Origin of the sequence: Pseudomonas sp. DWRC2-2, from assembly GCF_049897885.1 — a bacterium.
Taxonomy (GTDB): Bacteria; Pseudomonadota; Gammaproteobacteria; order Pseudomonadales; family Pseudomonadaceae; genus Aquipseudomonas; species Aquipseudomonas azotoformans_A.
The window spans coordinates 313,775-340,572 of the sequence record NZ_JAFCXD010000004.1 but is presented as its reverse complement, the minus strand read 5'-3'; the positions used below and the strand labels follow the sequence as shown (position 1 = coordinate 340,572).

Annotated in this window: 19 protein-coding genes and 1 pseudogene; 4 read left to right on the top strand and 16 right to left on the bottom strand. The window is 61.1% G+C overall.

The features are described from left to right. The first annotated feature begins 19 nt into the window (after nucleotides 1–19). A complete protein-coding gene (locus tag ACP7EW_RS20405; RefSeq protein WP_426219587.1) occupies nucleotides 20–1,246 on the top strand; it encodes an MFS transporter in 1,227 nt (408 codons plus the stop codon). Nucleotides 1,247–1,270: 24 nt separating this feature from the next. Here ACP7EW_RS20405 and ACP7EW_RS20400 read toward each other — a convergent pair whose 3' ends face one another. The 13 genes and pseudogenes from ACP7EW_RS20400 to ACP7EW_RS20340 all read right to left on the bottom strand — a co-directional run bounded on the left by ACP7EW_RS20400 (nucleotide 1,271) and on the right by ACP7EW_RS20340 (nucleotide 17,397). Further along, nucleotides 1,271–2,542: a type II toxin-antitoxin system HipA family toxin gene (locus tag ACP7EW_RS20400; protein WP_426219259.1), complete on the bottom strand. Its 1,272-nt coding sequence runs from the start codon at nucleotides 2,540–2,542 to the stop codon at nucleotides 1,271–1,273. Further along, nucleotides 2,535–2,786 carry a helix-turn-helix transcriptional regulator gene (locus ACP7EW_RS20395; RefSeq protein ID WP_033897766.1) on the bottom strand — a complete coding sequence of 84 codons (252 nt, stop codon included), beginning with the start codon at nucleotides 2,784–2,786 and terminating at the stop codon, nucleotides 2,535–2,537. The genes ACP7EW_RS20400 and ACP7EW_RS20395 overlap by 8 nt, the downstream gene beginning before the upstream one ends. Before the next feature lie 134 nt (nucleotides 2,787–2,920). Further along, a complete protein-coding gene (gene hemE, locus ACP7EW_RS20390; RefSeq protein WP_033897765.1) occupies nucleotides 2,921–3,988 on the bottom strand; it encodes a uroporphyrinogen decarboxylase in 1,068 nt (355 codons plus the stop codon). A gap of 109 nt (nucleotides 3,989–4,097) precedes the next feature. Further along, nucleotides 4,098–5,516 (bottom strand): FAD-dependent oxidoreductase, encoded by a 1,419-nt coding sequence (locus ACP7EW_RS20385; protein ID WP_177011634.1) that lies wholly within the window; start codon nucleotides 5,514–5,516, stop codon nucleotides 4,098–4,100. A gap of 32 nt (nucleotides 5,517–5,548) precedes the next feature. Next, nucleotides 5,549–9,994: a glutamate synthase large subunit gene (gene gltB / locus ACP7EW_RS20380; protein ID WP_426219257.1), complete on the bottom strand. Its 4,446-nt coding sequence runs from the start codon at nucleotides 9,992–9,994 to the stop codon at nucleotides 5,549–5,551. Between the two features lie 352 nt (nucleotides 9,995–10,346). Continuing rightward, entirely contained in the window at nucleotides 10,347–11,912 is a 1,566-nt protein-coding gene (locus ACP7EW_RS20375; RefSeq protein ID WP_314524647.1) for an SPOR domain-containing protein, read from the bottom strand. Nucleotides 11,913–11,922: 10 nt separating this feature from the next. Beyond that, nucleotides 11,923–13,023, bottom strand: coding sequence for a 3-dehydroquinate synthase (gene aroB, locus ACP7EW_RS20370; protein WP_033897761.1), 1,101 nt, complete (start codon nucleotides 13,021–13,023; stop codon nucleotides 11,923–11,925). A 125-nt stretch (nucleotides 13,024–13,148) separates the two neighbouring features. Beyond that, nucleotides 13,149–13,667, bottom strand: coding sequence for a shikimate kinase AroK (gene aroK, locus ACP7EW_RS20365; RefSeq protein ID WP_016979191.1), 519 nt, complete (start codon nucleotides 13,665–13,667; stop codon nucleotides 13,149–13,151). A gap of 4 nt (nucleotides 13,668–13,671) precedes the next feature. Further along, nucleotides 13,672–14,928, bottom strand: a pseudogene (locus ACP7EW_RS20360) (type IV pilus secretin PilQ); the annotation flags it as partial. A 138-nt stretch (nucleotides 14,929–15,066) separates the two neighbouring features. Continuing rightward, nucleotides 15,067–16,026: a pilus assembly protein PilP gene (locus ACP7EW_RS20355; protein ID WP_426219254.1), complete on the bottom strand. Its 960-nt coding sequence runs from the start codon at nucleotides 16,024–16,026 to the stop codon at nucleotides 15,067–15,069. Continuing rightward, on the bottom strand, nucleotides 16,023–16,577 hold the full coding sequence (locus tag ACP7EW_RS20350) for a PilN domain-containing protein (protein ID WP_177109920.1): 555 nt from the start codon (nucleotides 16,575–16,577) through the stop codon (nucleotides 16,023–16,025). The genes ACP7EW_RS20355 and ACP7EW_RS20350 overlap by 4 nt, the downstream gene beginning before the upstream one ends. Then, nucleotides 16,574–17,227, bottom strand: a complete 654-nt coding sequence (pilM, locus tag ACP7EW_RS20345; protein ID WP_426219252.1) for a type IV pilus assembly protein PilM — start codon at nucleotides 17,225–17,227, stop codon at nucleotides 16,574–16,576. Before pilM ends, ACP7EW_RS20350 begins: the two co-directional genes overlap by 4 nt. 23 nt (nucleotides 17,228–17,250) lie before the next feature. Next, the gene (locus ACP7EW_RS20340; RefSeq protein ID WP_021492324.1) at nucleotides 17,251–17,397 is read right to left on the bottom strand and encodes a hypothetical protein; all 147 of its coding nucleotides are present in this window, start codon (nucleotides 17,395–17,397) and stop codon (nucleotides 17,251–17,253) included. Nucleotides 17,398–17,448: 51 nt separating this feature from the next. On the opposite strand from ACP7EW_RS20340, the gene ACP7EW_RS20335 reads away from it, so the two are divergent. After that, the gene (locus ACP7EW_RS20335; protein WP_426219585.1) at nucleotides 17,449–19,908 is read left to right on the top strand and encodes a penicillin-binding protein 1A; all 2,460 of its coding nucleotides are present in this window, start codon (nucleotides 17,449–17,451) and stop codon (nucleotides 19,906–19,908) included. 108 nt (nucleotides 19,909–20,016) lie between these two features. Here the strand turns inward: ACP7EW_RS20335 and ACP7EW_RS20330 are convergent, their stop codons facing one another. The 3 genes from ACP7EW_RS20330 to rpmE form a co-directional block, all read right to left on the bottom strand. Continuing rightward, on the bottom strand, nucleotides 20,017–21,285 hold the full coding sequence (locus ACP7EW_RS20330; protein WP_016979185.1) for a malic enzyme-like NAD(P)-binding protein: 1,269 nt from the start codon (nucleotides 21,283–21,285) through the stop codon (nucleotides 20,017–20,019). 181 nt (nucleotides 21,286–21,466) lie between these two features. After that, a complete protein-coding gene (locus ACP7EW_RS20325) occupies nucleotides 21,467–22,261 on the bottom strand; it encodes a thermonuclease family protein (RefSeq protein ID WP_426219250.1) in 795 nt (264 codons plus the stop codon). Between the two features lie 35 nt (nucleotides 22,262–22,296). Next, the gene (gene rpmE / locus ACP7EW_RS20320) at nucleotides 22,297–22,515 is read right to left on the bottom strand and encodes a 50S ribosomal protein L31 (protein WP_010213765.1); all 219 of its coding nucleotides are present in this window, start codon (nucleotides 22,513–22,515) and stop codon (nucleotides 22,297–22,299) included. Nucleotides 22,516–22,730: 215 nt separating this feature from the next. Here rpmE and ACP7EW_RS20315 point away from each other — a divergent pair, with 215 nt between their 5' ends. Beyond that, a complete protein-coding gene (locus ACP7EW_RS20315; RefSeq protein WP_426219248.1) occupies nucleotides 22,731–24,950 on the top strand; it encodes a primosomal protein N' in 2,220 nt (739 codons plus the stop codon). 110 nt (nucleotides 24,951–25,060) lie between these two features. Then, entirely contained in the window at nucleotides 25,061–26,797 is a 1,737-nt protein-coding gene (gene argS / locus ACP7EW_RS20310; protein WP_426219246.1) for an arginine--tRNA ligase, read from the top strand. Nucleotide 26,798 lies beyond the last annotated feature (1 nt).

Below are 26,798 nucleotides of genomic sequence, written 5' to 3'. Positions count from 1 at the left end.
AGACGTACCGCCTACCGCCCTGGATGAAGTGGTGGCCCAGCTCAATGACGAGTTCATCGAAAAAGGCACGCCGATGTTCATGCGCACGGTGCTGGCGCTGTTCTCCGGTGGTTTCGCCACCTTTGCGCTGCTGTATTGCGTGCAGCCGATGATGCCGGCGCTGTCCCACGAATTTTCCATCAATGCGGCACAAAGCAGCCTGATCCTGTCGGTGGCCACGGCGATGCTCGCCTGTGGCCTGTTAATCACCGGACCGATTTCCGACCGCCTGGGGCGCAAGCCGGTGATGGTCTCCGCGCTGTTCTGCGCCGCATTAGCCACCATCGCCAGCGGTCTGATGCCTACCTGGGAAGGCATCCTGTTCATGCGTGCACTGGTGGGCTTGTCGCTGAGCGGCCTGGCCGCCGTGGCGATGACCTACCTGAGCGAGGAGATCCATCCGCAGCACATCGGCCTGGCCATGGGTTTGTACATCGGCGGCAACGCGATTGGCGGCATGAGCGGGCGCCTGATCATCGGCGTGTTGATCGACTTCGTCAGCTGGCACACCGCCATGCTGATCATCGGCGCCCTGGCGCTGATTGCCGCCACGGTGTTCTGGAAAATCCTCCCCGAATCCCGCAACTTCCGCGCCACCAGCCTCAAGCCGCGCAGCCTGGTGGATGGCTTTGTGATGCACTTCAAGGACGCAGGCCTGCCGTGGCTGTTCCTCGAAGCGTTCCTGCTGATGGGCGCGTTCGTGACGATGTTCAACTACATCGGCTATCGCCTGCTGGCCGATCCCTACGACCTCAGCCAAGCGGTGGTCGGCCTGCTGTCGCTGGTGTACCTCTCGGGTATCTACAGCTCGGCGAAAATCGGCTCTCTGGCCGACCGCCTCGGCCGCCGTCGTGTGCTGTGGAGCACCATCGTGCTGATGCTGGCCGGCATGGCCCTGACCCTGTTCACTCCACTGTGGCTGGTGGTGCCGGGCATGCTGATCTTCACCTTCGGCTTCTTCGGCGCCCACTCGGTAGCCAGCAGCTGGATCGGCCGTCGTGCGGTGAAAGCCAAGGGGCAAGCGTCGTCGCTGTACCTGTTCTGCTACTACGTGGGATCGAGTATTGCTGGGACGGCGGGCGGGTTCTTCTGGCACTTTGCCGGGTGGAATGGGATTGGGGCGTTCATCATCGCGCTGCTGATCGGCGCGTTGCTGGTGGCGTTGAAGTTGGCGAAGTTGCCGCCGTTGGGACAGGTAACGGCATAACGTTGTGTTAAAGAAAAAACCGCTTCATCGCGGTCTTTTCACCACAGGTTTTCGCTTCATCCCAGTGGACACCGAGTCATGGAGCGCCATGGCACGTCCCCCGTCCCACTCAGCTTGCATCGCCGAAAACAGTTCGACGTCGATGCGCGCCTGATGCGTACCGAGCGCCTCGGACATCGCCTCTGCGATTCGCTCGATGATCACACTCGGCTTCTCCACCGCACAGTACTTACGACCAAACTCCATCAGTTGCTGACGGTCTGGGTAAGACTTTGTCTTGTTCATTTTGATTGCCAGGGTGCGATCAACCAATGAACGACCGGACTTGGGATTGTAATGCTCATACACGGTGGTCGTTGTGACATCGAATACCGGCGCCATTTGCACCGTTTCGCGGGCTCCCGGATGGGTATAGATCACACCAAAGTTTTTTAGGTGAGCATCACCGTTACGCACCATGACCGACAAGCAAACCGAAGAGAAAAACCGCTCAAGTTCACGCAGCGGTTCACCTTGCGCGCACACGTGGTTGATGACCGCAGCGAGGGTTTCGTAGCTCTGGGAGTACTTGTAATTGTCATGGGGATCTTTGTTGAGCCCCAACAACACGGCCATGTCTTCAAAACCAAGCCGCCCCGAGGGTGTCAGGTCAAAGCGCTCCATGACAAACAGATCGCCTCCTTCGGACAACCAGAAAGGCGGTGTCTCCATGCCCGCTATTCGGGCAGCTTCCATGCAGAGGAATTCGTTCTGGGCCAGGTGAGCGTACTCATCGGCGCCAGATTTCACGATCAGATCAGAACTGAGCATGGTTTTGCGGTTGCCCGCGAGCTTGTCCAGATCGGGTACCAGCACCTTGGGCTGCACGCCGGAAATGCCCGACTCGAAATACGTCTCTACCAGAAATTCAAATACGTGTTGAGAGCTGTCGGCTGACAGTATTTGCTGGAGCCCTACCTGAGCCTGTACGGGAACCGACGCCTCGGCAGGATTCTGGTACGTCAGCCGTCCAATCTGGTTCCCACCGATGATCGACAACAGGCGCATCTCATCCACCTGCATGTGTTTAGCCATCCGTCGCTTGATCTGATCGGCCAGAAAACCTTCTGGTACGTTCATATCGAAAATCGGATGCAGCACATTGCTCACTGAAGGCGTCGGGTCGTAGGGCATGACCAGCGATGCCTCACGCTCGGCATCAGCAGACGCATAGGAAAACGCAAACTGCGAGCCCTTGGACAATTCGCCTGAATGTCCCTGAGGGGTGACAACGTTGAGCAATTTGACTCTACTCATCGTGCTCCACCAGATCAGCCAGGGATTTGAGGTCAATGCGTTTATCGACGACTTCGAGTGCCATTCCCAAGGCAGAAATCACCCTGAACACGGTATACATCGCGACATTTTCACCCGCTTCAAGATCCATGATGGTCTTGCGGTTGCACTTGGCACGATCCGCCAGTTGCGCTTGGCTATAGCCCTTTGCGCGACGCAGTTGCCGTATTCTTTCACCCAGCTCAGGTGGATTAACCAGCAACATGATGTCACCCAGAACGGACTTTTAAGATAGATACCGTGATTATGTCCGCAATAACGGACATTACAAGCACCTTACGTCCGCCCAACTCAAACAAAAACGCCCGGATAAACCGGGCGTTTTTCATTGGGCAACGATTATTCGTGATACTGCGCCGACAACTCATGCACCGCACGCAGGAACGCGCCGGCATGCTCCGGGTTCACTTCCGGGGTGATGCCATGGCCGAGGTTGAACACGTGCCCAGTGCCTTTGCCGTAGCTGGCGAGGATGCGGCCGACTTCGCTGCGGATCGCTTCCGGCTTGGCATACAGCACGGTCGGGTCCATGTTGCCTTGCAGCGCGACGCGGTTGCCCACGCGCTGGCGGGCTTCGCCAATATCGCAGGTCCAGTCCAGGCCCAGCGCATCGGCACCGGCGTCGGCAATGCTTTCCAGCCAAAGGCCGCCGCCCTTGGTGAACATGATGACCGGCACTTTGCGGCCTTCGTGTTCGCGGATCAGGCCGCTGACGATTTTGCGCATGTAGGCCAGGGAAAACTCCTGGTACGCCGCCGCCGACAGGTTGCCGCCCCAGGTGTCGAAAATCTGCACCGCTTGCGCACCCGCCATGATCTGGCCGTTGAGGTAGGCGGTGACCGACTGCGCCAGCTTGTCCAGCAGCAGGTGCATGGCTTGCGGGTTGTCGTAGAGCATGGCCTTGGTCTTGCGGAAGTCTTTCGACGAGCCGCCTTCGACCATGTAGGTGGCCAGGGTCCACGGACTGCCGGAGAAGCCGATCAGCGGCACGCGGCCGTTGAGTTCGCGGCGGATGGTGCTCACGGCGTCCATCACGTAACCGAGGTCTTTGTGCGGATCGGGGATCGGCAAGGCTTCGATATCGGCCAGGGTGCTGACGACCTTCTTGAAACGCGGACCTTCGCCGGTTTCAAAGTACAGGCCTTGGCCCATGGCGTCAGGGATGGTGAGGATGTCGGAGAAGAGGATGGCCGCGTCCAGTTGTGGGTAGCGGTCCAGCGGCTGCATCGTGACTTCGCAGGCGAACTCCGGGTTCATGCACAGGCTCATGAAGTCGCCGGCGTTGGCGCGACTGGCGCGGTATTCCGGCAGGTAGCGACCGGCTTGGCGCATCATCCACACAGGGGTGACGTCCACAGGTTGCTTGAGCAGGGCACGAAGGAAACGGTCGTTCTTGAGGGCAGTCATGTCGGCATCCGCAAAAAAAGTGCGGGCATTTTCTCAGAGCCAGACGCAAAAGGCACGGTATGAGCCGTGCCTTTTGTCTATCGGGTCAATTTGTCGCGGGTATCAGGGCTCAGACGCCCAGGTAATCCAGGATCCCTTCGGCAGCATTGCGCCCTTCGAAGATCGCCGTCACCACCAGGTCGGAACCACGCACCATGTCGCCACCGGCGAAGATCTTCGGGTTGCTGGTCTGGTGCTTGTACTGGCCTTGTTCCGGGGCGACGACGCGGCCCTGGCTGTCGGTCTGGATTTCAAACTGTTCGAACCACGGCGCCGGGCTTGGGCGGAAACCGAAGGCGATGACCACGGCGTCGGCCGGGATGATTTCTTCGGAACCCGGGATCGGCTCAGGGCTGCGACGGCCACGGGCGTCCGGCTCGCCGAGACGGGTCTCGACCACCTTCACGCCTTCGACGCGGTCTTCGCCAACAATCGCGATCGGCTGGCGGTTGTAGAGGAATTTCACGCCTTCTTCCTTGGCGTTCTTCACCTCTTTGCGCGAGCCGGGCATGTTGGCTTCGTCACGGCGATAAGCACAGGTCACTGACTTGGCGCCCTGGCGGATCGAGGTGCGGTTGCAGTCCATCGCGGTGTCGCCACCGCCGAGTACCACGACCTTCTTGCCTTTCATGTCGACGAAATCTTCCGGCGACTTTTCAAAGCCCAGGTTGCGATTCACGTTGGCGATCAGGAAGTCCAGTGCGTCGTAAACGCCCGGCAGGTCCTCACCGGCAAAACCGCCCTTCATGTAGGTGTAGGTGCCCATGCCCATGAACACAGCATCGTATTCTTCGAGCAGTTGCTCCATGGTCACGTCTTTGCCGATTTCGGTGTTCAGGCGGAACTCGATACCCATACCGGTGAACACTTCACGACGGTTGCTCAGTACGGTTTTTTCCAGCTTGAACTCGGGGATACCGAAGGTCAGCAGGCCGCCGATTTCCGGGTTCTTGTCGAACACCACCGGGGTCACGCCGCCACGTACCAGCACGTCGGCACAGCCCAGACCGGCAGGACCGGCGCCGATGATGGCGACGCGCTTGCCGGTTGGCTTGACCTTGGACATGTCCGGACGCCAGCCCATGGCGAACGCGGTGTCGGTGATGTACTTCTCCACCGAACCGATGGTCACCGCGCCGAAGCCGTCGTTAAGGGTGCACGCACCCTCGCACAGACGGTCCTGCGGGCACACCCGGCCGCAGACTTCCGGCAGGGTGTTGGTCTGGTGCGACAGCTCGGCGGCGGCGAGGATGTTGCCCTCGGCCACCAATTTGAGCCAGTTGGGAATGAAGTTGTGCACCGGGCACTTCCATTCGCAATACGGGTTACCGCACCCCAGGCAACGGTGGGCCTGGTCGGCCGAGTGCTGGGGTTTGAAGGGTTCGTAGATCTCCACGAACTCTTTCTTGCGTTGACGCAACAGTTTCTTCTTCGGATCTTTGCGCCCGACATCGATGAACTGGAAGTCGTTATTCAGACGTTCAGCCATGTTAAAACCTCATCAAACTCTTCAGGCGCATATCACTGCGGGTTGGCACGGATGCTGGAAAGCAACGATTTCAGGTTGGCAGCCTTGGGCTTGACCAGCCAGAAACGACGCAGGTAATCATCGAGGTTTTCGGCGAGGTTGCGGCCCCATTCGCTGCCGGTCTCCTCGACGTACTCGTCCAGCACGTGCTGCAAGTGGTTCCGGTAGGATTCCATGGCTTCGCCGCTGATCCGCTGGATCTCGACCAACTCGTGGTTGACCTTGTCGACGAAGGTGTTGTCCTGGTCGAGCACGTAGGCGAAACCGCCGGTCATCCCCGAACCGAAGTTGTAACCGGTCTTGCCCAGTACCGCGACAAAGCCCCCGGTCATGTACTCGCAGCAGTGATCGCCAGTGCCTTCCACCACGGTGTGGGCACCGGAGTTACGCACGGCGAAACGCTCACCGGCGGTGCCGGCGGCGAACAGCTTGCCACCAGTGGCGCCGTACAAGCAGGTGTTGCCGATGATGGCACTGTCCTGGGTCTTGTAGACGCTACCTTTAGGCGGAACGATCACCAGCTTGCCGCCGGTCATGCCCTTGCCCACGTAGTCGTTGGCGTCACCTTCCAGGTACATGTGCAGGCCACCAGCGTTCCACACGCCAAAGCTCTGGCCCGCAGTGCCCTTGAAGCGGAAGGTGATCGGCGCCTTGGCCATGCCCTGGTTGCCGTGCTTGCGTGCGATTTCGCCAGAGATGCGGGCGCCAATCGAACGGTCGCAGTTGCAGATATCCAGGGCGAACTCACCACCGCTGGCGTCGTTGATCGACGATCCGGCGATTTCCACCATCTTCTCGGCCAGCAGGCCTTTGTCGAAGGGCGGGTTGCGCTCGACGCCGCAGAACTGCGGTTTGTCGGCCGGAATGTGATCGCTGCCCAGCAGCGGCGTGAGGTCCAGGTGATGTTGCTTGGCGGTCTGGCCCTCGAGGATTTCCAACAAGTCGGTGCGACCGATCAGCTCTTCGAGGGAACGCACGCCCAGCTTGGCCAGCCACTCACGGGTTTCTTCGGCGACGTAGGTGAAGAAATTCACCACCATGTCGACGGTGCCGATGTAGTGATCCTTGCGCAGCTTCTCGTTCTGAGTGGCCACGCCGGTGGCGCAGTTGTTCAGGTGGCAGATGCGCAGGTATTTGCAGCCCAGGGCGATCATTGGTGCGGTGCCGAAGCCGAAGCTCTCGGCGCCGAGGATCGCGGCCTTGATCACGTCGAGGCCGGTTTTCAGGCCGCCGTCAGTCTGCACCCGCACTTTGCCGCGCAGGTCGTTGCCGCGCAGGGTCTGGTGGGTTTCAGCCAGGCCGAGTTCCCACGGTGCGCCCGCATACTTGATGGAGGTCAGCGGCGAAGCGCCGGTGCCGCCGTCGTAGCCGGAGATGGTGATCAGGTCGGCATAGGCCTTGGCCACACCGGCGGCGATGGTGCCCACGCCGGCTTCTGCTACCAGTTTCACCGAGACCAGCGCCTGCGGGTTGACTTGTTTCAGGTCGAAGATCAGCTGCGACAAGTCTTCAATCGAGTAGATGTCGTGGTGCGGTGGCGGCGAAATCAGGGTCACGCCCGGCACTGCATAACGCAGCTTGGCGATCAGACCGTTGACCTTGCCACCCGGCAGCTGGCCGCCCTCACCGGGCTTGGCGCCTTGGGCCACCTTGATCTGCAGCACTTCGGCGTTGACCAGGTATTCCGGGGTCACACCGAAACGACCAGTCGCAACCTGCTTGATTTTCGAGCTTTTGATGGTGCCGTAGCGCGCCGGGTCTTCACCGCCTTCGCCGGAGTTGGAACGCGCACCCAGGCGGTTCATGGCTTCGGCCAGGGCTTCATGGGCCTCAGGCGACAAGGCGCCCAGGGAGATACCGGCAGAGTCGAAGCGCTTGAGGATCGACTCCAGCGGCTCGACTTCGCTGATGTCCATCGGCGTGTCCAGGGTCTTCACCTTGAACAAATCGCGGATCATCGACACCGGGCGGTTGTCCACCAGCGAGGTGTATTCCTTGAACTTGGCGTAGTCGCCCTGCTGCACGGCGGCTTGCAGGGTGTTGACTACGTCCGGGTTGTACGCGTGGTATTCGCCACCGTGCACGAACTTGAGCAGGCCGCCTTGCTGGATCGGCTTGCGCGCGCTCCAGGCTTCGGCTGCCAGGGCTTTTTGTTCGGCTTCGATGTCGACGAAACGCGCGCCCTTGATACGGCTCGGCACGCCACGGAAGCTCAGGTCGCAAACCTCTTCGGACAGGCCGATGGCTTCGAACAGCTGTGCGCCACGGTACGACGTGACGGTAGAGATGCCCATCTTCGACAGGATCTTCAGCAGGCCCTTGGTGATGCCCTTGCGGTAGTTCTTGAACACCTCGTAGAGGTCGCCCAGCACTTCACCGGTACGGATCAGGTCACCCAGCACTTCGTACGCAAGGAATGGGTACACCGCCGAGGCGCCGAAGCCGATCAGCACCGCAAAGTGATGCGGGTCGCGGGCGGTGGCGGTTTCCACAAGGATGTTGGAGTCGCAGCGCAGGCCTTTTTCGGTCAGGCGGTGGTGCACTGCGCCGGTCGCCAAGGAAGCGTGGATCGGCAGCTTGCCTGGTGCGATATGGCGGTCGGTCAGCACGATCTGAGTACGACCGGCGCGCACGGCTTCTTCGGCCTGGTCAGCGACGTTGCGCACAGCGGCTTCAAGGCCGAGGCTTTCGTCGTAGTTCAGGTCGATGATCTGGCGGTCGAAGCCTGGGCGATCCAGGGTCATCAACGAGCGCCACTTTGCCGGGGAAATGACTGGCGAGCTGAGGATCACGCGGGAAGCGTGCTCAGGCGATTCCTGGAAGATGTTGCGCTCGGCACCGAGGCACACTTCCAACGACATCACGATGGCTTCGCGCAGCGGGTCGATCGGCGGGTTGGTCACCTGGGCGAACTGCTGGCGGAAATAGTCGTACGGCGTGCGCACGCGCTGGGACAGCACGGCCATCGGCGTGTCATCGCCCATGGAACCGACCGCCTCGTAGCCTTGCTCGCCGAGCGGACGCAGCACCTGGTCGCGCTCTTCGAACGTGACCTGGTACATCTTCATGTATTGCTTGAGCTGGTCGACATCGTAGAAAGCCGAACCGTGGTCGTTGTCTTCCATGGTCGCCTGGATGCGCAGGGCGTTCTTGCGCAGCCATTGCTTGTACGGGTGACGGGACTTCAGGCGGTTGTCGATGGCGTCGGTGTCGAGGATCTGACCGGTTTCGGTGTCCACGGCCAGGATCTGGCCAGGGCCTACACGGCCTTTGGCGATGACGTCTTCGGGCTTGTAGTTCCACACGCCGATTTCCGACGCGAGGGTGATGAAGCCGTTGGTGGTGGTGACCCAACGCGCCGGGCGCAGACCGTTACGGTCAAGCAGGCACACCGCGTAGCGGCCGTCAGTCATGACCACGCCGGCCGGGCCGTCCCACGGTTCCATGTGCATCGAGTTGTACTCGTAGAACGCACGCAGATCCGGGTCCATGGTTTCGACGTTCTGCCACGCTGGCGGAATGATCATGCGCACGCCACGGAACAGGTCGATGCCGCCGGTGACCATCAGTTCGAGCATGTTGTCCATGCTGGAGGAGTCGGAGCCCACGCGGTTGACCAACGGGCCGAGCTCTTCCAGGTCCATCAGGTCGTTGGCGAACTTGGTGCGACGGGCCACGGCCCAGTTGCGGTTGCCGGTGATGGTGTTGATCTCGCCGTTGTGGGCGAGGAAGCGGAATGGCTGAGCCAGCGGCCATTTCGGCAGGGTGTTGGTGGAGAAGCGCTGGTGGAACACGCAGATTGCGGTTTGCAGGCGCTCATCGCTCAGGTCTGGATAGAAGGCGGTGAGGTCCGCCGGCATCATCAGGCCTTTATAAATGATGGTCTTGTGGGAAAAGCTGCAGATGTAGTGGTCGGTGTCGGCGGCATTGGAAACCGACGAACGACGACGCGAGGTGAACAGCTTGATCGCCATGTCCTGGTCGCTCAGGCCACTGCCTGCGATAAACACTTGTTCGATCTGTGGCAGGCGCTCCAGGGCCAGGCGGCCGAGTACGCTGGTGTCGATTGGCACTTTGCGCCAGCCGACGAGTTGCAGGCCGGCAGCCAGGATCTCGCGGTTCATGTTCTCGCGAGCGGCTTCGGCCTTGACCGGGTCCTGGTTGAAAAACACCATGCCCACGGCGTACTGCTTGGGCAGGTCGACCGCAAATTGCTCTTTTGCGACAGCGCGCAGGAACTGATCGGGCTTTTGAATCAGCAAGCCGCAACCGTCACCGGTCTTGCCGTCGGCGTTGATCCCACCGCGGTGGGTCATGCAGGTCAGGGCCTCGATGGCCGTTTGCAAAAGGGTATGACTGGGCTCGCCCTGCATATGGGCTATCAGGCCGAAACCGCAGTTATCCTTGAATTCATCGGGTTGGTACAGACCTGCTTTCATAGACACTTTCTCACCAGGCTGCCTCTTATATCGAGGCAAATTTCTTTTCAATTCAACCGGTTACCTTCCACGCCGAACGTACGCCGGCTTAGCGGGGGCAAAAGGGAGGTCATTGTACACACCGACACAGACGCTCACAAATTTAGCGACGAAATGTCGCAAATCTATGTCGCATTTATGAAAGGTTTAAAGCGATATGCTGTGCTAGTCAAAACTTTTTTAATTCTGACCGCTACGACTCAAAAGCTACTGTGACGCAGACACCACAAAGCGCGCGGCCTGTAAGGGCAGCACGCACTTGCGGATTTTTTTGAGGTGCCGGGAGGGCGGCCTGGGTAAGGCCGCCGGATCTTCAGCGAGTTGTTGCGAGTTCTTGTTGAACGCTGGCAACAGTGCGAGGCCAAGGTTTACCAGCCTGAACCTTCGCTGGCAAGGTTTTGATCGCAGAATCGGCGGCTGCACGGCTGGAGAAGTTGCCGTAGGTGATCACGTAGAGAGGCTTGCCGTTGAGCACTTTCTTGAAATAACGGTACTCGCCGCCCTGCTCTTTCACGAACGCCTGGGCGTTGGCTTCGGAGCTGGTGCCGAGGATCTGCACCACAAAGTTGCCGGTCGGCTGGCTGGCATACCAGCTGCTACCAGCAGCGCCGGCTTTGGCAACGGTGGCGGCCGGTTTTTCAGCAGGCTTGGCAGCCGCAGCCGGTGCTGGCTTGGCGGCTGGCGCAGGCGCGACCGGCTTGGTCACAGGCGCTGGCTTGGCGGTGGCGACAGTCGGTGCCGGAGTCGGCTTGGCAACCGCAGCCGGCTGGCCCGCTGGAACGCCCGCAGGCGGCGCAGTGGTGGTCACGGTAGGTGGTGTGGCGCTGGAGCCTTCCAGCGGCACGCCGTCGTCGCCTTCGGAGATGCCACCGGCTTCTTCGGCGAGCGGACCGCGCATCACCGGCTGGCCGACCATCGGCAGGTTGGTCGGTTGGCCGGAGTTGGCGAACTCGACGTTTGGCGTGGGCTTGCCCAGTGGCAACTGCGCCTGTTCGGTTGGCGCGCCGGCCGTGGTCGGTGCCTTGCTGCGGCCTGGAATCAACCAGGCGGCGGCGACAGCGACCACGACAACGGCGGAAATAGCCAATACGTGTTTCTTAGGCATAGTGAACCCCATCTTTGGACGCTTGACCGCAGTGCGGCTGGCAATCATGGCTTCGATCATGGCATCGCGGGCAACCTGGTTGATGGTGCCAGGCCAGCCGTCGGAGCTTTCGTGAATATCAGAGATCTGCTGAGCGGAGAAAAGTTCGATACCGGCCCCTGCGCCTTCAAGGCGTTGAGCCAGGTATTCGCGGGTTTCTTCCTCTTCGTACGGCTGCAGCTCGATGACGTGGAACAGCTCCTGGTCACCGCTGATCTGCTCCAGCTCGGCGATCAGCGACGACTCACCAAACAGGAATACGTGCGGGCGACCTTCCGGTGTACCGGCTGCCAGCGCCAGCAGCGCCTCCAGGGCGGATTCGTCGAGCTGCTCGGCGTCATCCACCAGCAGGTAGACTTCCTGGCCGGTCAGGCCCAGTTGCACCACTTGCTTGAGGATCGCATTCGGCTCGGCAGTCGCCACGTCCAGCGCCTGGGCGACTTGGCGCAGCACGCCTGCGGCATCACCGGCACCACGGGCCGACACCACCACACTCTGCACCGACTGCTTGTTGGTGCTGGCCACCAGGGCCTGGCGCAGCAGGGTCTTGCCGCTGCCCAGCGGGCCGGTCACAACCAGCAGCAGCTGACTGTAACGTGCGAGGTGGTGCAACTGGCCAAGCACTGGCTTGCGCTGGGCCGGGAAAAATTTGAAGCCAGGCACCCGTGGAGCAAAAGGGTCGTGGCTTAACTGGTAATGGCCGAGGAACGCCTCGTCGGCATGCAAACTAGTCATCGGGATCTTATTAACCTTTAAGCTGGGCCAGGGCGCGGTAATCCGCTCCCAGCGTGGCCTGTAAAATCTCTTTCGGATAATCGTCGGTCACCACCGCTTCGCCCATGTGGCGCAGCAGCACCAGTCGCAGTCGACCGTCGATCACTTTCTTGTCTATTGCCATATGTTCGAGGAAATCCGCCTCAGTCATCTCCTCCGGCGGGATCACCGGCAAACCGGCGCGCTGGAACAGGCGGATGCCGCGATCACGCTCCTCGGCGCTGATCCAGCCCAGGCGCTGCGACATCTCCAATGCCATCACGGTGCCAGCCGCTACAGCCTCCCCGTGCAACCACACACCATAGCCCATGTGGGTTTCGATCGCATGGCCGAAGGTGTGGCCCAGGTTGAGGGTGGCCCGTACACCGGACTCCCGTTCGTCGGCATTCACCACCAGCGCCTTGGCGGCGCAGGAGCGGGAAATCGCTTCGGTGAGTGCTACTTGGTCAAGGTTGCGCAACGCGTCGACGTGTTCTTCCAACCAGGCCAGGAACGGCTCATCGCAGATCAACCCGTACTTGATGACTTCCGCCAGGCCCGCCGACAGCTCGCGCGGCGGCAGGGTGTTGAGGGTCGCGGTGTCGATCAGCACGGCTTGAGGCTGATAGAACGCGCCCACCATGTTCTTGCCCAGCGGGTGATTGATGCCGGTCTTGCCGCCCACCGACGAATCGACCTGGGACAGCAACGTGGTCGGCACTTGGATAAAGTCCACGCCACGCTGGTAACAGGCCGCCGCAAAGCCGGCCATGTCGCCGATCACACCGCCGCCCAGGGCGATCACGGTGGTGCGGCGGTCATGACGTGCGGTGAGCAGGCCATCAAAGATCAGTTGCAGGGTTTCCCAGTTCTTGTGGGCTTCGCCATCGGGCAGGATCACGGAGATCACCGAATAGGCCGACAGGCTGCGGCTCAGACGCTCAAGATACAGCGGCGCGACCGTTTCGTTGGAGATGATCGCCACTTGCCGCCCGGCAATATGCGGTGCGAGCAACTCGGGCTGGTCCAGCAGACCTTCGCCAATATGGATCGGGTAGCTGCGCTCGCCTAGATCGACCTTAAGTGTCTGCATGTGTCCCCGCGTTAGAGATATTGTGACGACCGATGACGTCACGTTCTGACGTCACCTGATGGCTCTACGCCACACCCCGCAGGGTGATAGCGCGCCGCCGAGAATAGCGCATTTCGAGCCGGGCTTTAACGGGGTGGCAGCCGTTGCAGGCGCTCAAGAATGTCGAGGACCACCATCCGAGGTGGCCGCTCATCGGTTTCTACCACCAGGTCGGCGATTTCCCGATACAGGGGATCGCGCAGCGTAAGCAGGTCCCGCAGGGTTTTTTCCGGGTTGGCCGTGCGCAGCAACGGGCGATTGCGATCGCGGGCGGTGCGGCCCACCTGCTGCTCGACCGACGCATGCAGATAGACCACCCGACCACCGGCATGCAGCGCGCGACGGTTTTCTTCGCGCATCACTGCGCCACCGCCGGTGGCCAATACCACGCCGTCGAGGCCGCACAGCTCGGCGATCATCGCCTGCTCGCGGTCACGAAAGCCCAGTTCGCCTTCCTTATCGAAGATCCATGGGATATTGGCACCCGTGCGCAATTCAATTTCCTTGTCGGAATCTTTGAACGGCAGGCGCAGCTCTTTGGCCAGCAAACGGCCGATGGTGCTTTTTCCAGCGCCCATCGGTCCTACAAGAATCAAATTTCGCACAGAATCAACGACTCACAGCAATCGCCTGGTTATTCATAATACGCGGAGTCAGGAATACCAGCAGCTCGGATTTTTTCTCCGCCAGCACATCGCGCCGGAAAAGGCGGCCAAGATACGGCACATCGCCCAAAAATGGCACTTTATCTACCACTTTGCTTTGGGTATTGGAGAAAACCCCGCCGATGACGATGGTCTCGCCATCCTTGACCAGCACCTTGGCGTTGACCTCGTTCTTCTTGATCGGTGGTACGTCGTTGAGTTTGTTCAGGTAGTCGGGCTCGTCCTTGGTGACCTTGACCTCCATGATCACGCGGTCATCCGGGGTGATTTGCGGGGTGACTTCCAGCGACAGCGAAGCCTCCTTGAACGACACTGACGTAGCGCCACTGGAGCTGGATTCCTGATAGGGAATTTCGGTGCCCTTGAGGATGCGCGCGGTTTCCTTGTCGGACGTGACCACCTTGGGTTGCGAGACGATTTCACCGTTGCCGGTTTTCTCCATGGCGGTGAGCTCCAGGTCCAGCAGCAGGTTGTCGGTGATATAGGCGATGCCCAGGCCCGAAGTGCCGGTGAGTGACCCCAGGTCCACAAAAGGCGAACTGGGTGGATTTTCCGGCGGTTCCGAGCCTTCAGGCTGAGGTTTCGGAATGCCTCCCGCGCCCCAGTTGCCCCGATTGAGCCGCCCACCCCAACGTGCACCGAGGCTTTTGTCGTAATCGACATTGGCCTCGACTATCCGCGCCTCGATCATCACCTGGCGTACCGGAATATCCAGCTGTGCCACGATCCGCCGCAGCTCTTCCAGACGCTCAACGGTCTGGTAGGCAATGATGTTGTTGGTGCGATCATCCACCGCCACCGAACCGCGCTCATCGGTCACGCCTTCAAGGCCGGTGACCGACTGGAACAACTTGGCCAGGTCCGCCGCCTTGGCGTAATTGACTTGCAGCAGCTCCCGGCGCAACGGCGCTAATTCGGCCATCTGTTTGCGCGATTCCAGCGTGAGCAGCTCACGCGCAGCCAGCTCTTCGGCCGGCGCCACCAGCAACACACCGGCCTTCACCCGTTTGTCCAGGCCCTTGGCTTGCAGCACCAGGTCCAGCGCTTGGTCCCAGGACACCTCCTTGAGACGCAGGGTGATCGAGCCTTGCACATCATCGCTGGCAACCAGGTTGAGGCCCGCCACATCGGCAATTTGTTGCAACGCGGTGCGCAACTCGATGCTCTGGAAGTTGAGGGTGAGCTTATCGCCTGTGTAGGCGCTCAGTGTGGCGACGCCGGGAGGCGGCAACTGGATCAGGTCCACACGATTGGGCACAGCGGCAGCCATCGGTGCCGTGAACGCTATCCATAGCGCCACACCGAAGGACGAGAAAGTCCTTTTCATTGTTTGATTCCGTTATGAGTTGATGTTTAACAACAGGGTTCGCAGGCGTTCCAGCCATGTGCCCTGACCATCAGGAAACAGCTCGACCAGCTCTATAGCGCGCTCATGGATGGCCGTGATCCGACCATGGTCCGGCCCCAAGTAGTCTCCGACCGCCAGGCGATGGACCTTGGAGGCAGCACGTAGCAAGGCAAAAACCTGCACCCCACGGGACAGCGTGCCGACCATTTCAAACTGGTCAACCGCGAGACTTTCCAGCACGCCACGCGGTCGGGTGAGATCCGGCGCCCGGGCCGGCCGCCCCTTCACAGGGTCGACCTGCGCTGCGAGCAGTTGAAAGGGATCACGCAACCCCGACAAGTCGTAGGCAAAAAGCTGTCGCGGTACACGCTGCCCACCGCCCTGCGCATGCCAGTAAGTCTTGACCAGCAGGTCCAGACGCAGCAGCTTGCCATCTCGCCGCAGGGCCCTATCGTGCACCGTGGCGATGCGCGACAGGCTGCCCAGACCCGTGAGGAACATTGCCAGATCGTGATAAGTGCCCATGACGCCGACCTGCACGGGTTGTTCGTGAAAGAACGGCTGAGACTCCTCATCCAACGGCGTGACGCTCTCGACCAGCAAGCCATTGGCCAGTGCCAGGCGCGCGATATCTTCGAGCAAGCCAGGCATTTCAGACTCGCCGGGCAACGCCTGCGTTAGTTCATTGACCTTAACTTGCATCCGTTGAAGCTGCTGTGCGCGCGCTTCAAGGCTGGCGGCCAGGCCAGTCTTGTGTGCGATTTGCTGTTGCAGGGCCACTTCCCGCGCTTCGACCTGACGCAACCGCTCCCGCGAAGGGCTCAGGTACACAAGGTCGCCCACCACAAACACCACGCCCGCCAGCGCACAGCCCAACAGGGCCTTGCCAGGTAGGGGCCATTTTGCAGCGTTGTGAGTGAGTGCGGAAAGATTGAGCCTTGGCAGGCTCAAGGTTGAGCCTCGGAGGACTCTCCCTGACGCACCATCAGCTGGAACTCATTGTTACCGCGCGCGCCATCCGTTCGCACATGCTGCAGACGCGTGGAATGGGCACCTTCCGCCGCCTCCAGGCGACGCATCAATTGGGCGATGTCCTGGCTGGACTCAGCGCTGCCGCTGATACTGACCGTATCGCCCTTGGCGACCACTTCATGCAGGTGCACGCCGTCGGGGACCGCGCGCGCCAGTTGGTCCAATAGCTGCGCGCCTGGCGAGCGGGCATCGTGCAGGTCTTGCACGACCTTCATGCGCTGGGCCAATTGCTGGCTTTGCTCCTGCAGATCGTCGATGGTCTTGATGCGTGAATCCAGGCCGATGACCTCCTTGCCCAGATGGTCATTGCGGGTCACTTGACGATCGATGGCCTGGTCGATGACCTGGTCCGCCAGCCACACGGCCGCGAGCGCCGCACAGGCGAACGCCAGCAAGCACGCCAGTAGATACTTGCGTCGCCGCTCTGCCAGCGCCTGACGCCAAGGCAGTAGGTTGATTCGTGTCTTCAAGCGAAACTCCTCAGGGCCAACCCGCAAGCAATTCCCATCCCCTGGGCATCCACGGCCCATTGTGCACCATCGACGCGATGGCTCGGCGTGAAGCTGGCGAAATCCTGACGGCAAGCGCGCGCCAATGCAAACGCTTCGATATCGATCACCTTCGGCACCAGCCCCGCCAGGGTCAAAACCGCCTCGCGGGCCTCCACGTGTTCCTTCAAGCAGGCGGCCAGCAGTACCTCGACCCGACTCGGATCCAGGGCCGACGGCCCGCGCACTTGAAAGTCGATAGCCACATCATCCAGCGGATAAGGAATGTACTGGTCCGCCTCCATCTGGATCATCCAGGTCATCTCATCATCTGAGAGCCCGGCGTCCATCTCGATCATCCGCGTGATCACCGAGGGTCCGGACACCGCAGCGACAGCACCACGAACCGAAGTCGACAACCGCGACCACGCGCTGCGCAGGGCGCGCCCTACGCCGTCGAGATCAAGGAGCGTGCCATCGACTACCGCTTGCGCCGGCAGCGCCTGTGTGACGTAGCCTTGAACGTTGTAGCCTGAAGCTGAACGGCCCAGCTCGATCAAGCGGATGGCCGTGTCATTGATGTCGACACCCAGCAAGGTGCCGCCTTTTCCCGTGAAAAATCCCTTTCCCATAAAACTCCCTAAAGCTTTGCCTGTCATACCGCCTGATTGCCGCTGGGCGCCATGCATTCGGTCGACTTGTTGAACAGGTGCGAATGACGTCCCAAGTCGAAAAATGCTTTAATGCCCAGCGTTTTTTCCCGCTTTTTATCTGCAGCTCGGGTCGATCCATCGTTTGCCATGCATGCCCCGACGCCTAACTCATTCTTTTCTCTGGAAATCCAAAAGCCTTGATTCGTCTGCTGAAGTTTTTCGGGTACTCCATTGTCGCCATCGTTTGCGGGCTGCTGCTCGTGCTCAGCGGGGCCTACCTCTACCTTAGTCCGGGTTTGCCCTCGGTAGAGGCCCTCAGAAGTATCCAGTTGCAGATTCCTTTGCGGGTCTACAGCAGCGATGAAAAACTGATCGCGGAGTTCGGCGAAATGCGCCGCACACCGATCCGTTTTGCCGATATTCCGCCCAATTTCATCAGCGCCCTTTTGTCGGCTGAAGACGATAATTTTGCCAACCACTATGGCGTCGACCCCAGCAGCCTGGTGCGTGCGGCGACACAACTGGTAAAAAGCGGACACATCCAGTCCGGCGGCAGCACCATCACCATGCAGGTGGCGAAGAACTTCTTCCTTACCAGCGAGCGCAGCTTTTCGCGTAAAGCCACCGAGATCCTCCTGGCGCTGCAGATCGAACGTCAGTTGACCAAGGACGAGATCCTTGAGCTGTACGTCAACAAGATCTACCTGGGCAACCGTGCCTACGGCATCGAGGCGGCTTCGCAGGTTTACTATGGCAAGTCGATCCGTGACGCTAGCCTGGCGCAGATGGCGATGATCGCCGGCCTGCCCAAGGCCCCTTCACGCTTCAACCCCCTGGCCAACCCGGCGCGCAGCAAAGAACGCCGCGACTGGATCCTGGGCCGCATGTACAAGCTGGGCAAGATCGACCAGACCGCTTATGAAAGCGCCATCGCCGAACCGCTGAACGCCAGCTACCACGTGCCAACGCCGGAAGTGAACGCCCCTTATATTGCTGAAATGGCGCGCGCCGAGATGGTCGGCCGCTATGGCAGCGAGGCCTACACCGAAGGTTTCCGGGTGACCACCACGGTGCCAAGCAACCTGCAGGAAATCGCCAATGACTCGGTGCATTCCGGCCTGATCACCTACGACCAGCGCCACGGCTACCGTGGCCCTGAATCACGCCTGCCAGGCAAGACCCTGAGCGCCTGGACCACCGAACTGGGCAAGCAGCGCGCCATCAGTGGCCTGGAGCCGGCTATCGTCACCCAGGTGAAGAAAGACGGCGTACAGGTGCTGACCCGCACCGGCGAAGCCCATGTAGCGTGGGACAGCATGAAATGGGCGCGTCCCTTCCTGAACACCAACAGCATGGGCGCGCTGCCCAAGCAGCCGTCTGACGTGGCCCAGGTGGGTGATTTGATCCGCGTGCAACGCCAGAAGGACGACAGCCTCAAGTTCAGCCAAGTGCCGCTCGCCCAGGGCGCGCTGGTGTCGCTGGACCCGCAGAATGGTGCAATCCGCGCGCTGGTCGGTGGCTTCGCCTTCGAGCAAAGCAACTACAACCGCGCCACCCAGGCCAAGCGCCAGCCGGGTTCGAGCTTCAAGCCGTTCATCTACAGCGCTGCCTTGGATAACGGCTACACCGCCGCCAGCCTGGTCAACGATGCGCCGATCGTGTTTGTCGACGAGTACCTGGACAAGGTGTGGCGCCCGAAGAACGACACCAACACCTTCCTCGGTCCGATCCGTATCCGCGAAGCGCTGTACAAGTCGCGTAACCTGGTATCGATCCGCTTGCTGCAGGCCATGGGCGTCGGCAAGACCATTGACTACATGACGCGCTTTGGCTTCGCCAAGTCGGACCTGCCGCCAAACCTGTCCCTGGCCCTGGGCACCGCGACCCTCACGCCGATGGAAATCGCCACCGGCTGGAGCACCTTTGCCAACGGCGGCTACAAGATCGCGCCGTACCTGATCGACAAGATTGAAAGCCGTAACGGCGACACCCTGTTCACCGCCAACCCGCCGCGAGTGCCGGGGGATGTGGTCAATGGCGTGGCGGCGACGGATGGGCTGGCGGCCCCAAGCAATGGCGGTATCACCATTGAGCCGACGCCAGGTGCAGCACCTGCCACCAACACTGCTGCAACAGAGCCGCAGGCGCCTGCCGTGGCCGAGCGCATCGTGGATGGCCGTACCACCTACATCCTCAACAGCATCCTGGAAGACGTGATCAAGAAGGGCACCGGCCGCCGCGCCTTGGCCCTGGGCCGTCCGGATATTGCGGGCAAGACCGGTACCACCAACGAATCCAAGGATGCCTGGTTCTCCGGTTACAACGCCGATTACGTGACCACCGTGTGGACCGGCTACGACCAACCGGAAAGCCTGGGTCGCCGCGAGTTTGGTGGCACCGTCGCGCTGCCGATCTGGATGAGCTACATGGGCGCCGCCCTGAAGGACAAGCCGCCGCATACCCAGCCGGAGCCGGAAGGCATCCTCAGCCTGCGCATCGACCCGGTGAGTGGCCGTGCAGCGTCGCCAAGCACGCCGAATGCGTACTTCGAACTGTTCAAGAGCGAAGACACGCCGCCGTCGGTCAACGAGCTGGGCAATGGCGTTGTGCCTGGCAGCCCGCTGCCGGCGGATGAGGCGGCGCCGATCGATCTGTTCTGAGGTTGGAAGCAGGGCTCACCGCAAGAGCCTGCCCAGCACAAAATGATTCGCCACAAAAAAGCCCCGACTCGCGAGAGCCGGGGCTTTTTGTTGGTGCGTTACAACGACTTAGCCGTTGAACACATCATCCACGCTTTGCAGCGGGTAGTGCTTCGGATACGGCAGGGTCGCAACGCCGGTCTCGATGGCAGCTTTGGCCACGGCATCGGAGATCAGGGTGATCAGGCGCTTATCCATTGGTTTCGGAATGATGTACTCACGACCGAACTCCAGCTTGATACCGCCGTAGGCGTCGCACACTTCCTGAGGCACCGGCAGCTTGGCCAGTTCGCGCAGGGCGTTGGCGGCAGCCACTTTCATCTCTTCGTTGATGCGCTTGGCGCGAACGTCCAGGGCACCACGGAAGATGAATGGGAAGCCCAATACGTTGTTGACCTGGTTCGGGTAGTCCGAACGGCCGGTCGCCATGATCACGTCGCTGCGGGTGGCGTGAGCCAGTTCCGGAGAGATTTCTGGATCAGGGTTGGAGCAGGCGAACACGATCGGGTTGGCTGCCATGGATTTGAGGCCTTCGGCGCTCAGCAGGTTCGGGCCGGACAGGCCGACGAACACGTCTGCACCGTCGAGGGCGTCAGCCAGGGTACGCTTGTCGGTCGCATGAGCGAACATCGCCTTGTACTGGTTCAGGTCGGTACGCTCGGACTGGACCACGCCCTTGCTGTCGACCATGAAGATGTTTTCCAGCTTGGCGCCCATGCTCACCAGCAACTTCATGCAGGAGATGGCCGCAGCGCCAGCACCCAGGCAGACGATCTGTGCGTCAGCCAGGGTTTTGCCAGCGATTTCCAGGGCGTTGATCATGCCGGCCGCAGTAACAATCGCGGTGCCGTGCTGGTCATCGTGGAATACCGGAATGTCGCACTGTTCGATCAGGGCCTTTTCGATCTCGAAGCACTCAGGTGCCTTGATGTCTTCCAGGTTGATGCCACCGAAGGTGATGGAAATGCGCTTGACCGTGTCGATGAAAGCCTGCGGGCTTTCGGAGTCGACCTCGATGTCGAAAACGTCGATGCCGGCAAAGCGCTTGAACAGCACGCCTTTACCTTCCATGACTGGCTTGGAAGCCAATGGGCCGAGGTTGCCCAGGCCCAGAATCGCGGTGCCATCGGAAATCACTGCAACCAGGTTGCCTTTGCCGGTGTACTTGTACGCCAGTTCAGGGTCGCGGGCGATTTCACGTACGGGCTCGGCAACACCAGGGCTGTAGGCCAGCGACAGGTCGCGAGCGGTGGCAGTGGCTTTGGTGAGCTCTACACTCAGCTTTCCTGGACGAGGATGGGCATGATATTCGAGAGCGGCAGTTTTCAAATCAGACATATCGGCATTCCGCTTTTACTGTTGGTCGACGGACCGCCGAGGATACGCGTGTCGCAAAGTACCTACAAGACTGGGCAGTCACAGGTGTCAAGGGCCCTGCGCTACGACTTTCGGCCAAGAGCCACGGGACACAAGGGCTCAACTGTTCACAATCGAATAAAAAAATGTCTACAATTTTTTCTTAATCAGTCGATTTGAGCATGCTGGAGTCGGTCAATGGCAGCATCCAACGTGCGTGGCCGTTTTTCAGGCCACCGCGTTTGGCGCGATCTTGCACCCACCCACGCGCCTCGATTGTCTTGCCTTGCAGACCACTGAGGGTTGCAGAGTCGAATTGTTTGACGAGGTCGGGTGCAATGCGTAATACCAGTGAACCCTGCAATTCGATCCAGATTCCGCCGCGATTGCGTTCGATCTTGCTCACCCGGCCGCTGACCAAGGCGAAGCCGGATTGCTTGAGCCGGGCCACGTTTTGCACCGGCGATTGCCGCCACAGGCCCGACCGCGTATCACGGGCGCTGTTTTCAGCGGCCTGCTGGCAGTCGACAAGATCGACGTTGGGCGCAACACCTACCTGAAAGCCCAGGCCTTCGGCCAGCAGCCGCGCCTCAAGATTCTCGCCATCCGCGCCGTACAGGTGGGCCAACGTGCGGCCATAGCGGTCCTTGCTCTCGCGCCCAGGCACCAGGCCGACGCGACCGTCGCTCGCGTCCACTAATGCCTGCAAGCGCTGGCTGGCGGCGACTGCGTAAGGTTCGTCGGGGCGACCCTTCTTGCCGGTTTCCGGGGCATTGAGGCCAATCATCCGCACATTGCGGCCGTCCTTCAGGCGCAGGGTGTCGCCATCCACTACGCGCTGCACCTCTACGTGGATCAGCGTGGCCGGTGCGGGGCAGAACACCTGGGCCTGGGCGAACGAGAGCCAAATCCCAGGCACAAAAAAGGCGCCCACAAGGGACGCCTTTTTTATCAGCATGGAAAAACCGTAACGGCTTCCCAAGTTGATCGGCCTTAGGCCTTTTTGGCACCGAAAGCACCGAAACGGTCAGCAAAGCGCTGTACACGGCCGCCGGTGTCCAGAGTTTTCTGCTTACCGGTGTAGAACGGGTGGCACTCGTTGCATACGTCAGTACCCAGTGGCTTGCACAGGTTCGAACGGGTTTCGAACTTGTTGCCGCAGCTGCAGGTGACTTCGATGGTTTCGTACGCTGGATGGATATCGGCTTTCATGGCACTTCCTCGGGCTAGCGTGCCGCCACTCGACACTATTGTCGAATACCGCACGTAATTAGGCCGCGGATTCTACCAGACCTTTTTAATCGCGCAAGCCGCGTATCCGGCTGAAAACCGCCTTTCATCAGAAAACCATGGCATACCCAAGCCCTCCCCCGTCTGCTAGGCTCCCGCCCCTGCGCCACCGCCTGCCTTTATATGAGACTCCCCGCGTGCCCGACGCCATTTTGCGCCTAGCCCTGCCCTCGCCCCTGCGCCGCCTGTTCGATTACCGGGCCCCGGCCGGCGTGCTGCGGGCGCAGTTGCAGCCGGGCATGCGTGTGCGTGTGCCGTTTGGCCGGCGGGAAATGATCGGCATATTGGTAGAGGTCGCGGACCACAGCGAAGTGCCGGCGGAAAAGCTCAAACCCGCGCTGGCCATGCTCGACGCCACCCCGCCACTGCCGCCAGCTCTGTTCAAGCTGTGCCTGTGGACCGCCCAGTATTACCAGCACAGCCTCGGCGATACGCTCAGTTGGGCGCTGCCAGTACTGCTGCGCCAGGGCGAACTGGCCGAAGCGCGCCAGGAACGTTTCTGGTCGATGGTGCCCGGTGCGCGCATCGACGACCCGCGCATCGCCCGCGCCCCGCGCCAGCGTGAAGCCCTGGCGACACTGGCCCAGCACCCCCATGGCGTCGCGCATCAGCTGTTAAGCAAGCTGATGCTGAGCAAAGACAGCCTCGACCTGTTGCTCGCCAAGGGCCTGGTGCAGGTGGAAATCCGCAAGCACGCCCCCGATGCCCGCCACGAACACTGGCTGGCCCAACCGGAACTGCCGCTGAACCCCGAGCAACGCGCCGCTTATGAAGCGATTCGTGCCGGCTTCGACAGTTTCCATGCGTTCCTGCTGGCGGGCGTCACTGGCAGCGGCAAAACCGAAGTCTATCTGCAACTGATCCGCGAGACCCTGCAAGCCGGCAAACAGGCGCTGGTGCTGATCCCCGAGATCAACCTGGGCCCACAGACCCTGGCGCGCTTCGAACAGCGCTTCAACGCGCGCATCGCCCTGGTGCACTCGGCAGTCAATGACCGTGAGCGTCTCGAATCCTGGCTGGCCGCACGGGATGGCGAGGCCGACATTATTATCGGCACCCGCTCGGCGCTGTTCACGCCGATGAAAAACCCCGGGCTGATCATCATCGACGAGGAGCACGACGGCTCCTATAAACAGCAGGAAGGCTTGCGTTACCACGCCCGCGACCTGGCACTGGTGCGTGCACGCCAGGAAGACATCCCGATTGTGCTGGGCTCGGCCACGCCATCCCTGGAGAGCTTGCACAACGCCTACACCGGGCGTTACGGCCTCCTACGCCTCAACGAGCGCGCGGGTGGCGCCAAGCAACCCAAATTCCTGCGCCTGGACGTCAAAAGCCGTCCACTGGACAGCGGGATTTCCGGGCCGATGCAACAAGCCATCGGCCAGACCCTCGCTGCTGGCCAACAGGTCCTGGTATTCCTCAACCGGCGCGGTTTTGCACCGACCTTGCTGTGCCACGACTGCGGCTGGATGTCCGAATGCGAACGCTGCGACGCGCGCATGACCGTGCACCAGCGCTACGGCGAACTGCGCTGCCATCACTGCGGCCATGTGGAACGCGTACCGCGCCACTGCCCGCAGTGCGGCAAAGTCGACCTGCGACCGGTGGGCGCCGGCACCGAACGGGCTGAAGAGCGCCTGGGCATTCTGTTCCCGGATTACCCGGTTTTGCGGGTCGACCGCGACAGCACCTCGCGCAAGGACGCGATGAACCAACTGTTCGCGACCATCCAGAAAGGCCACCCGTGCATCCTGATCGGCACGCAGATGCTTGCCAAAGGGCACCACTTTCCCCGGGTGACCCTGGTGTCGATCCTGGATGCCGATGGCGGGTTGTTCTCCGGTGATTTCCGCGCCAGCGAGCGCATGGCGCAGTTGATCGTGCAGGTTGCTGGCCGCGCGGGCCGTGCCGAAGAACCCGGCCGGGTGATCATCCAGACCCACCTGGCCGACCATCCACTGCTGATCCAGCTGACCGAACAAGGCTACTTCGCCTTCGCCGAGCAGGCGCTGAGCGAACGTCGCGCGGCGGGCCTGCCGCCGTTTTCCCATTTGGCCCTGTTACGCGCCGAAGCCCACAAGCCAGGGCAGGCGGAAAGTTTTCTGGATGAAGCGTGTAGCGCCGCCGAACGTTTGCTCGGCGAACTGGGCCTGAGCGGCATCGAACTGCTCGGCCCGGTGCCCGCCCCGATGGAGCGCCGCGCCGGGCGTTATCGCGCTCAGCTACTCTTGCAGGCAACCTCGCGCGCGCCCCTGCATCGACTATTAAGTAGCTGGTTGCTTGCCCTGGAGCAAATGCCCAGCGGTCGCCAAGTGCGATGGTCGTTGGACGTAGACCCGGTAGATTTGTATTAAGCCTGGCCATAGGTCCCGCGAAGGTTGGCAAGCCCGCCCTCGCCACGGATAATGCCCAGTTTTTCCACCTGCGCATCGCGCGCCGCCGCTTGCGGTCGAAAGAGAACACCATGAAAGACACCATTCGCCAGCTGATCCAACAAGCCCTCACCCAACTCGTCAACGAAGGTGTGTTGCCTGAAGGCCTGACGCCGGCGATCCAGGTGGAAAACACCCGCGACAAGACCCACGGTGACTTCGCCAGCAACATCGCGATGATGCTGTCCAAGCCTGCGGGCATGAAACCGCGCGACCTGGCAGAGAAAATCATCGCCGCGCTGCCGGCCGACGAGAGCGTCACCAAGGCTGAAATCGCCGGCCCTGGCTTCATCAATTTCTTTCAGAACACCCAGGCCCTGGCTTCGCGCCTGGATGCGGCCCTGGCCGACGCCAAGATCGGCGTGCGCAAGGCCGGCCCGCTGCAACGCGTGGTCGTCGACCTATCGGCGCCGAACCTGGCCAAAGAGATGCACGTCGGCCACCTGCGCTCAACCATCATTGGCGACGGCGCGGCACGGGTCCTGGAGTTCCTCGGCGACGACGTGATCCGTCAGAACCACGTCGGCGACTGGGGCACTCAGTTCGGCATGCTGATGGCTTACCTGCAAGAAAACCCGATCACCAGCAACGAGCTGTCGGACCTGGAAAACTTCTACCGCGCCGCCAAGAAGCGCTTCGACGAATCCGAAGAATTCGCCGACCGCGCCCGTGGCCTGGTGGTCAAGTTGCAAGCCGGTGACAAGGAATGCCTGGAGCTGTGGAACCGCTTCCGTGAGATTTCCCTGTCCCACTGCCAGGAAATCTACGAACTGCTCAACGTCAAGCTGACCATGGCCGACGTGATGGGCGAAAGCGCCTACAACGACGACCTGATCAACGTGGTCAACGAACTCAAGGCCAAAGGCCTGCTGGTAGAAAGCAACGGCGCGCAGTGCGTGTTCCTCGAAGAGTTCAAGACCGCTGAAGGCGAACCGCTGCCGGTGATCATCGTCAAGGCCGATGGCGGCTATCTCTACGCCACCACCGACCTGGCCGCCGTGCGCTACCGCAGCGGCGTGCTCAAGGCTGATCGCGCACTATATTTCGTTGACCAGCGCCAGGCCCTGCACTTCCAGCAGGTGTTCGAAGTGGCGCGTCGCGCCGGTTTCGTCACCCACCCGATGCACATGGAACACATGGGCTTCGGCACCATGAACGGCGCCGATGGTCGCCCGTTCAAGACCCGTGACGGCGGCACTGTGAAGCTGATCGACCTGCTGACCGAAGCCCAGGAACGTGCCTACAACCTGGTGAAGGAAAAGAACCCGGAGCTGGCCGAGGCCGACCTGCGCAACATCGCCCGCGTGGTGGGCATCGGCGCGGTGAAATACGCTGACCTGTCCAAGCACCGCACCAGCGACTACAGCTTCAACTTCGAGCTGATGCTGAACTTCGAAGGCAACACCGCGCCGTACCTGCTCTACGCCTACACCCGTGTGGCGGGCGTTTTCCGCAAGCTGGGCAAGGACTTCACCGAAGTCGAAGGCCAGATCGTGCTGGACGCCCCGCACGAACAGGAACTGGCCGCCAAATTGGCGCAGTTCGGCGAAGTGCTGAACAGCGTCGGCGAGAAAGGCACGCCGCATATCCTGTGCACTTACCTGTATGAAGTCGCCGGCCTGTTCTCCAGTTTTTACGAGAACTGCCCGATCCTCACCGCCGACGATGAAGCCCAGAAGCAAAGCCGCCTGCGCCTCGCCGCCTTGGCGGGACGGACCCTCAAGCAAGGCCTGGAACTGTTGGGCCTGGAAACTCTGGAGCGTATGTAAG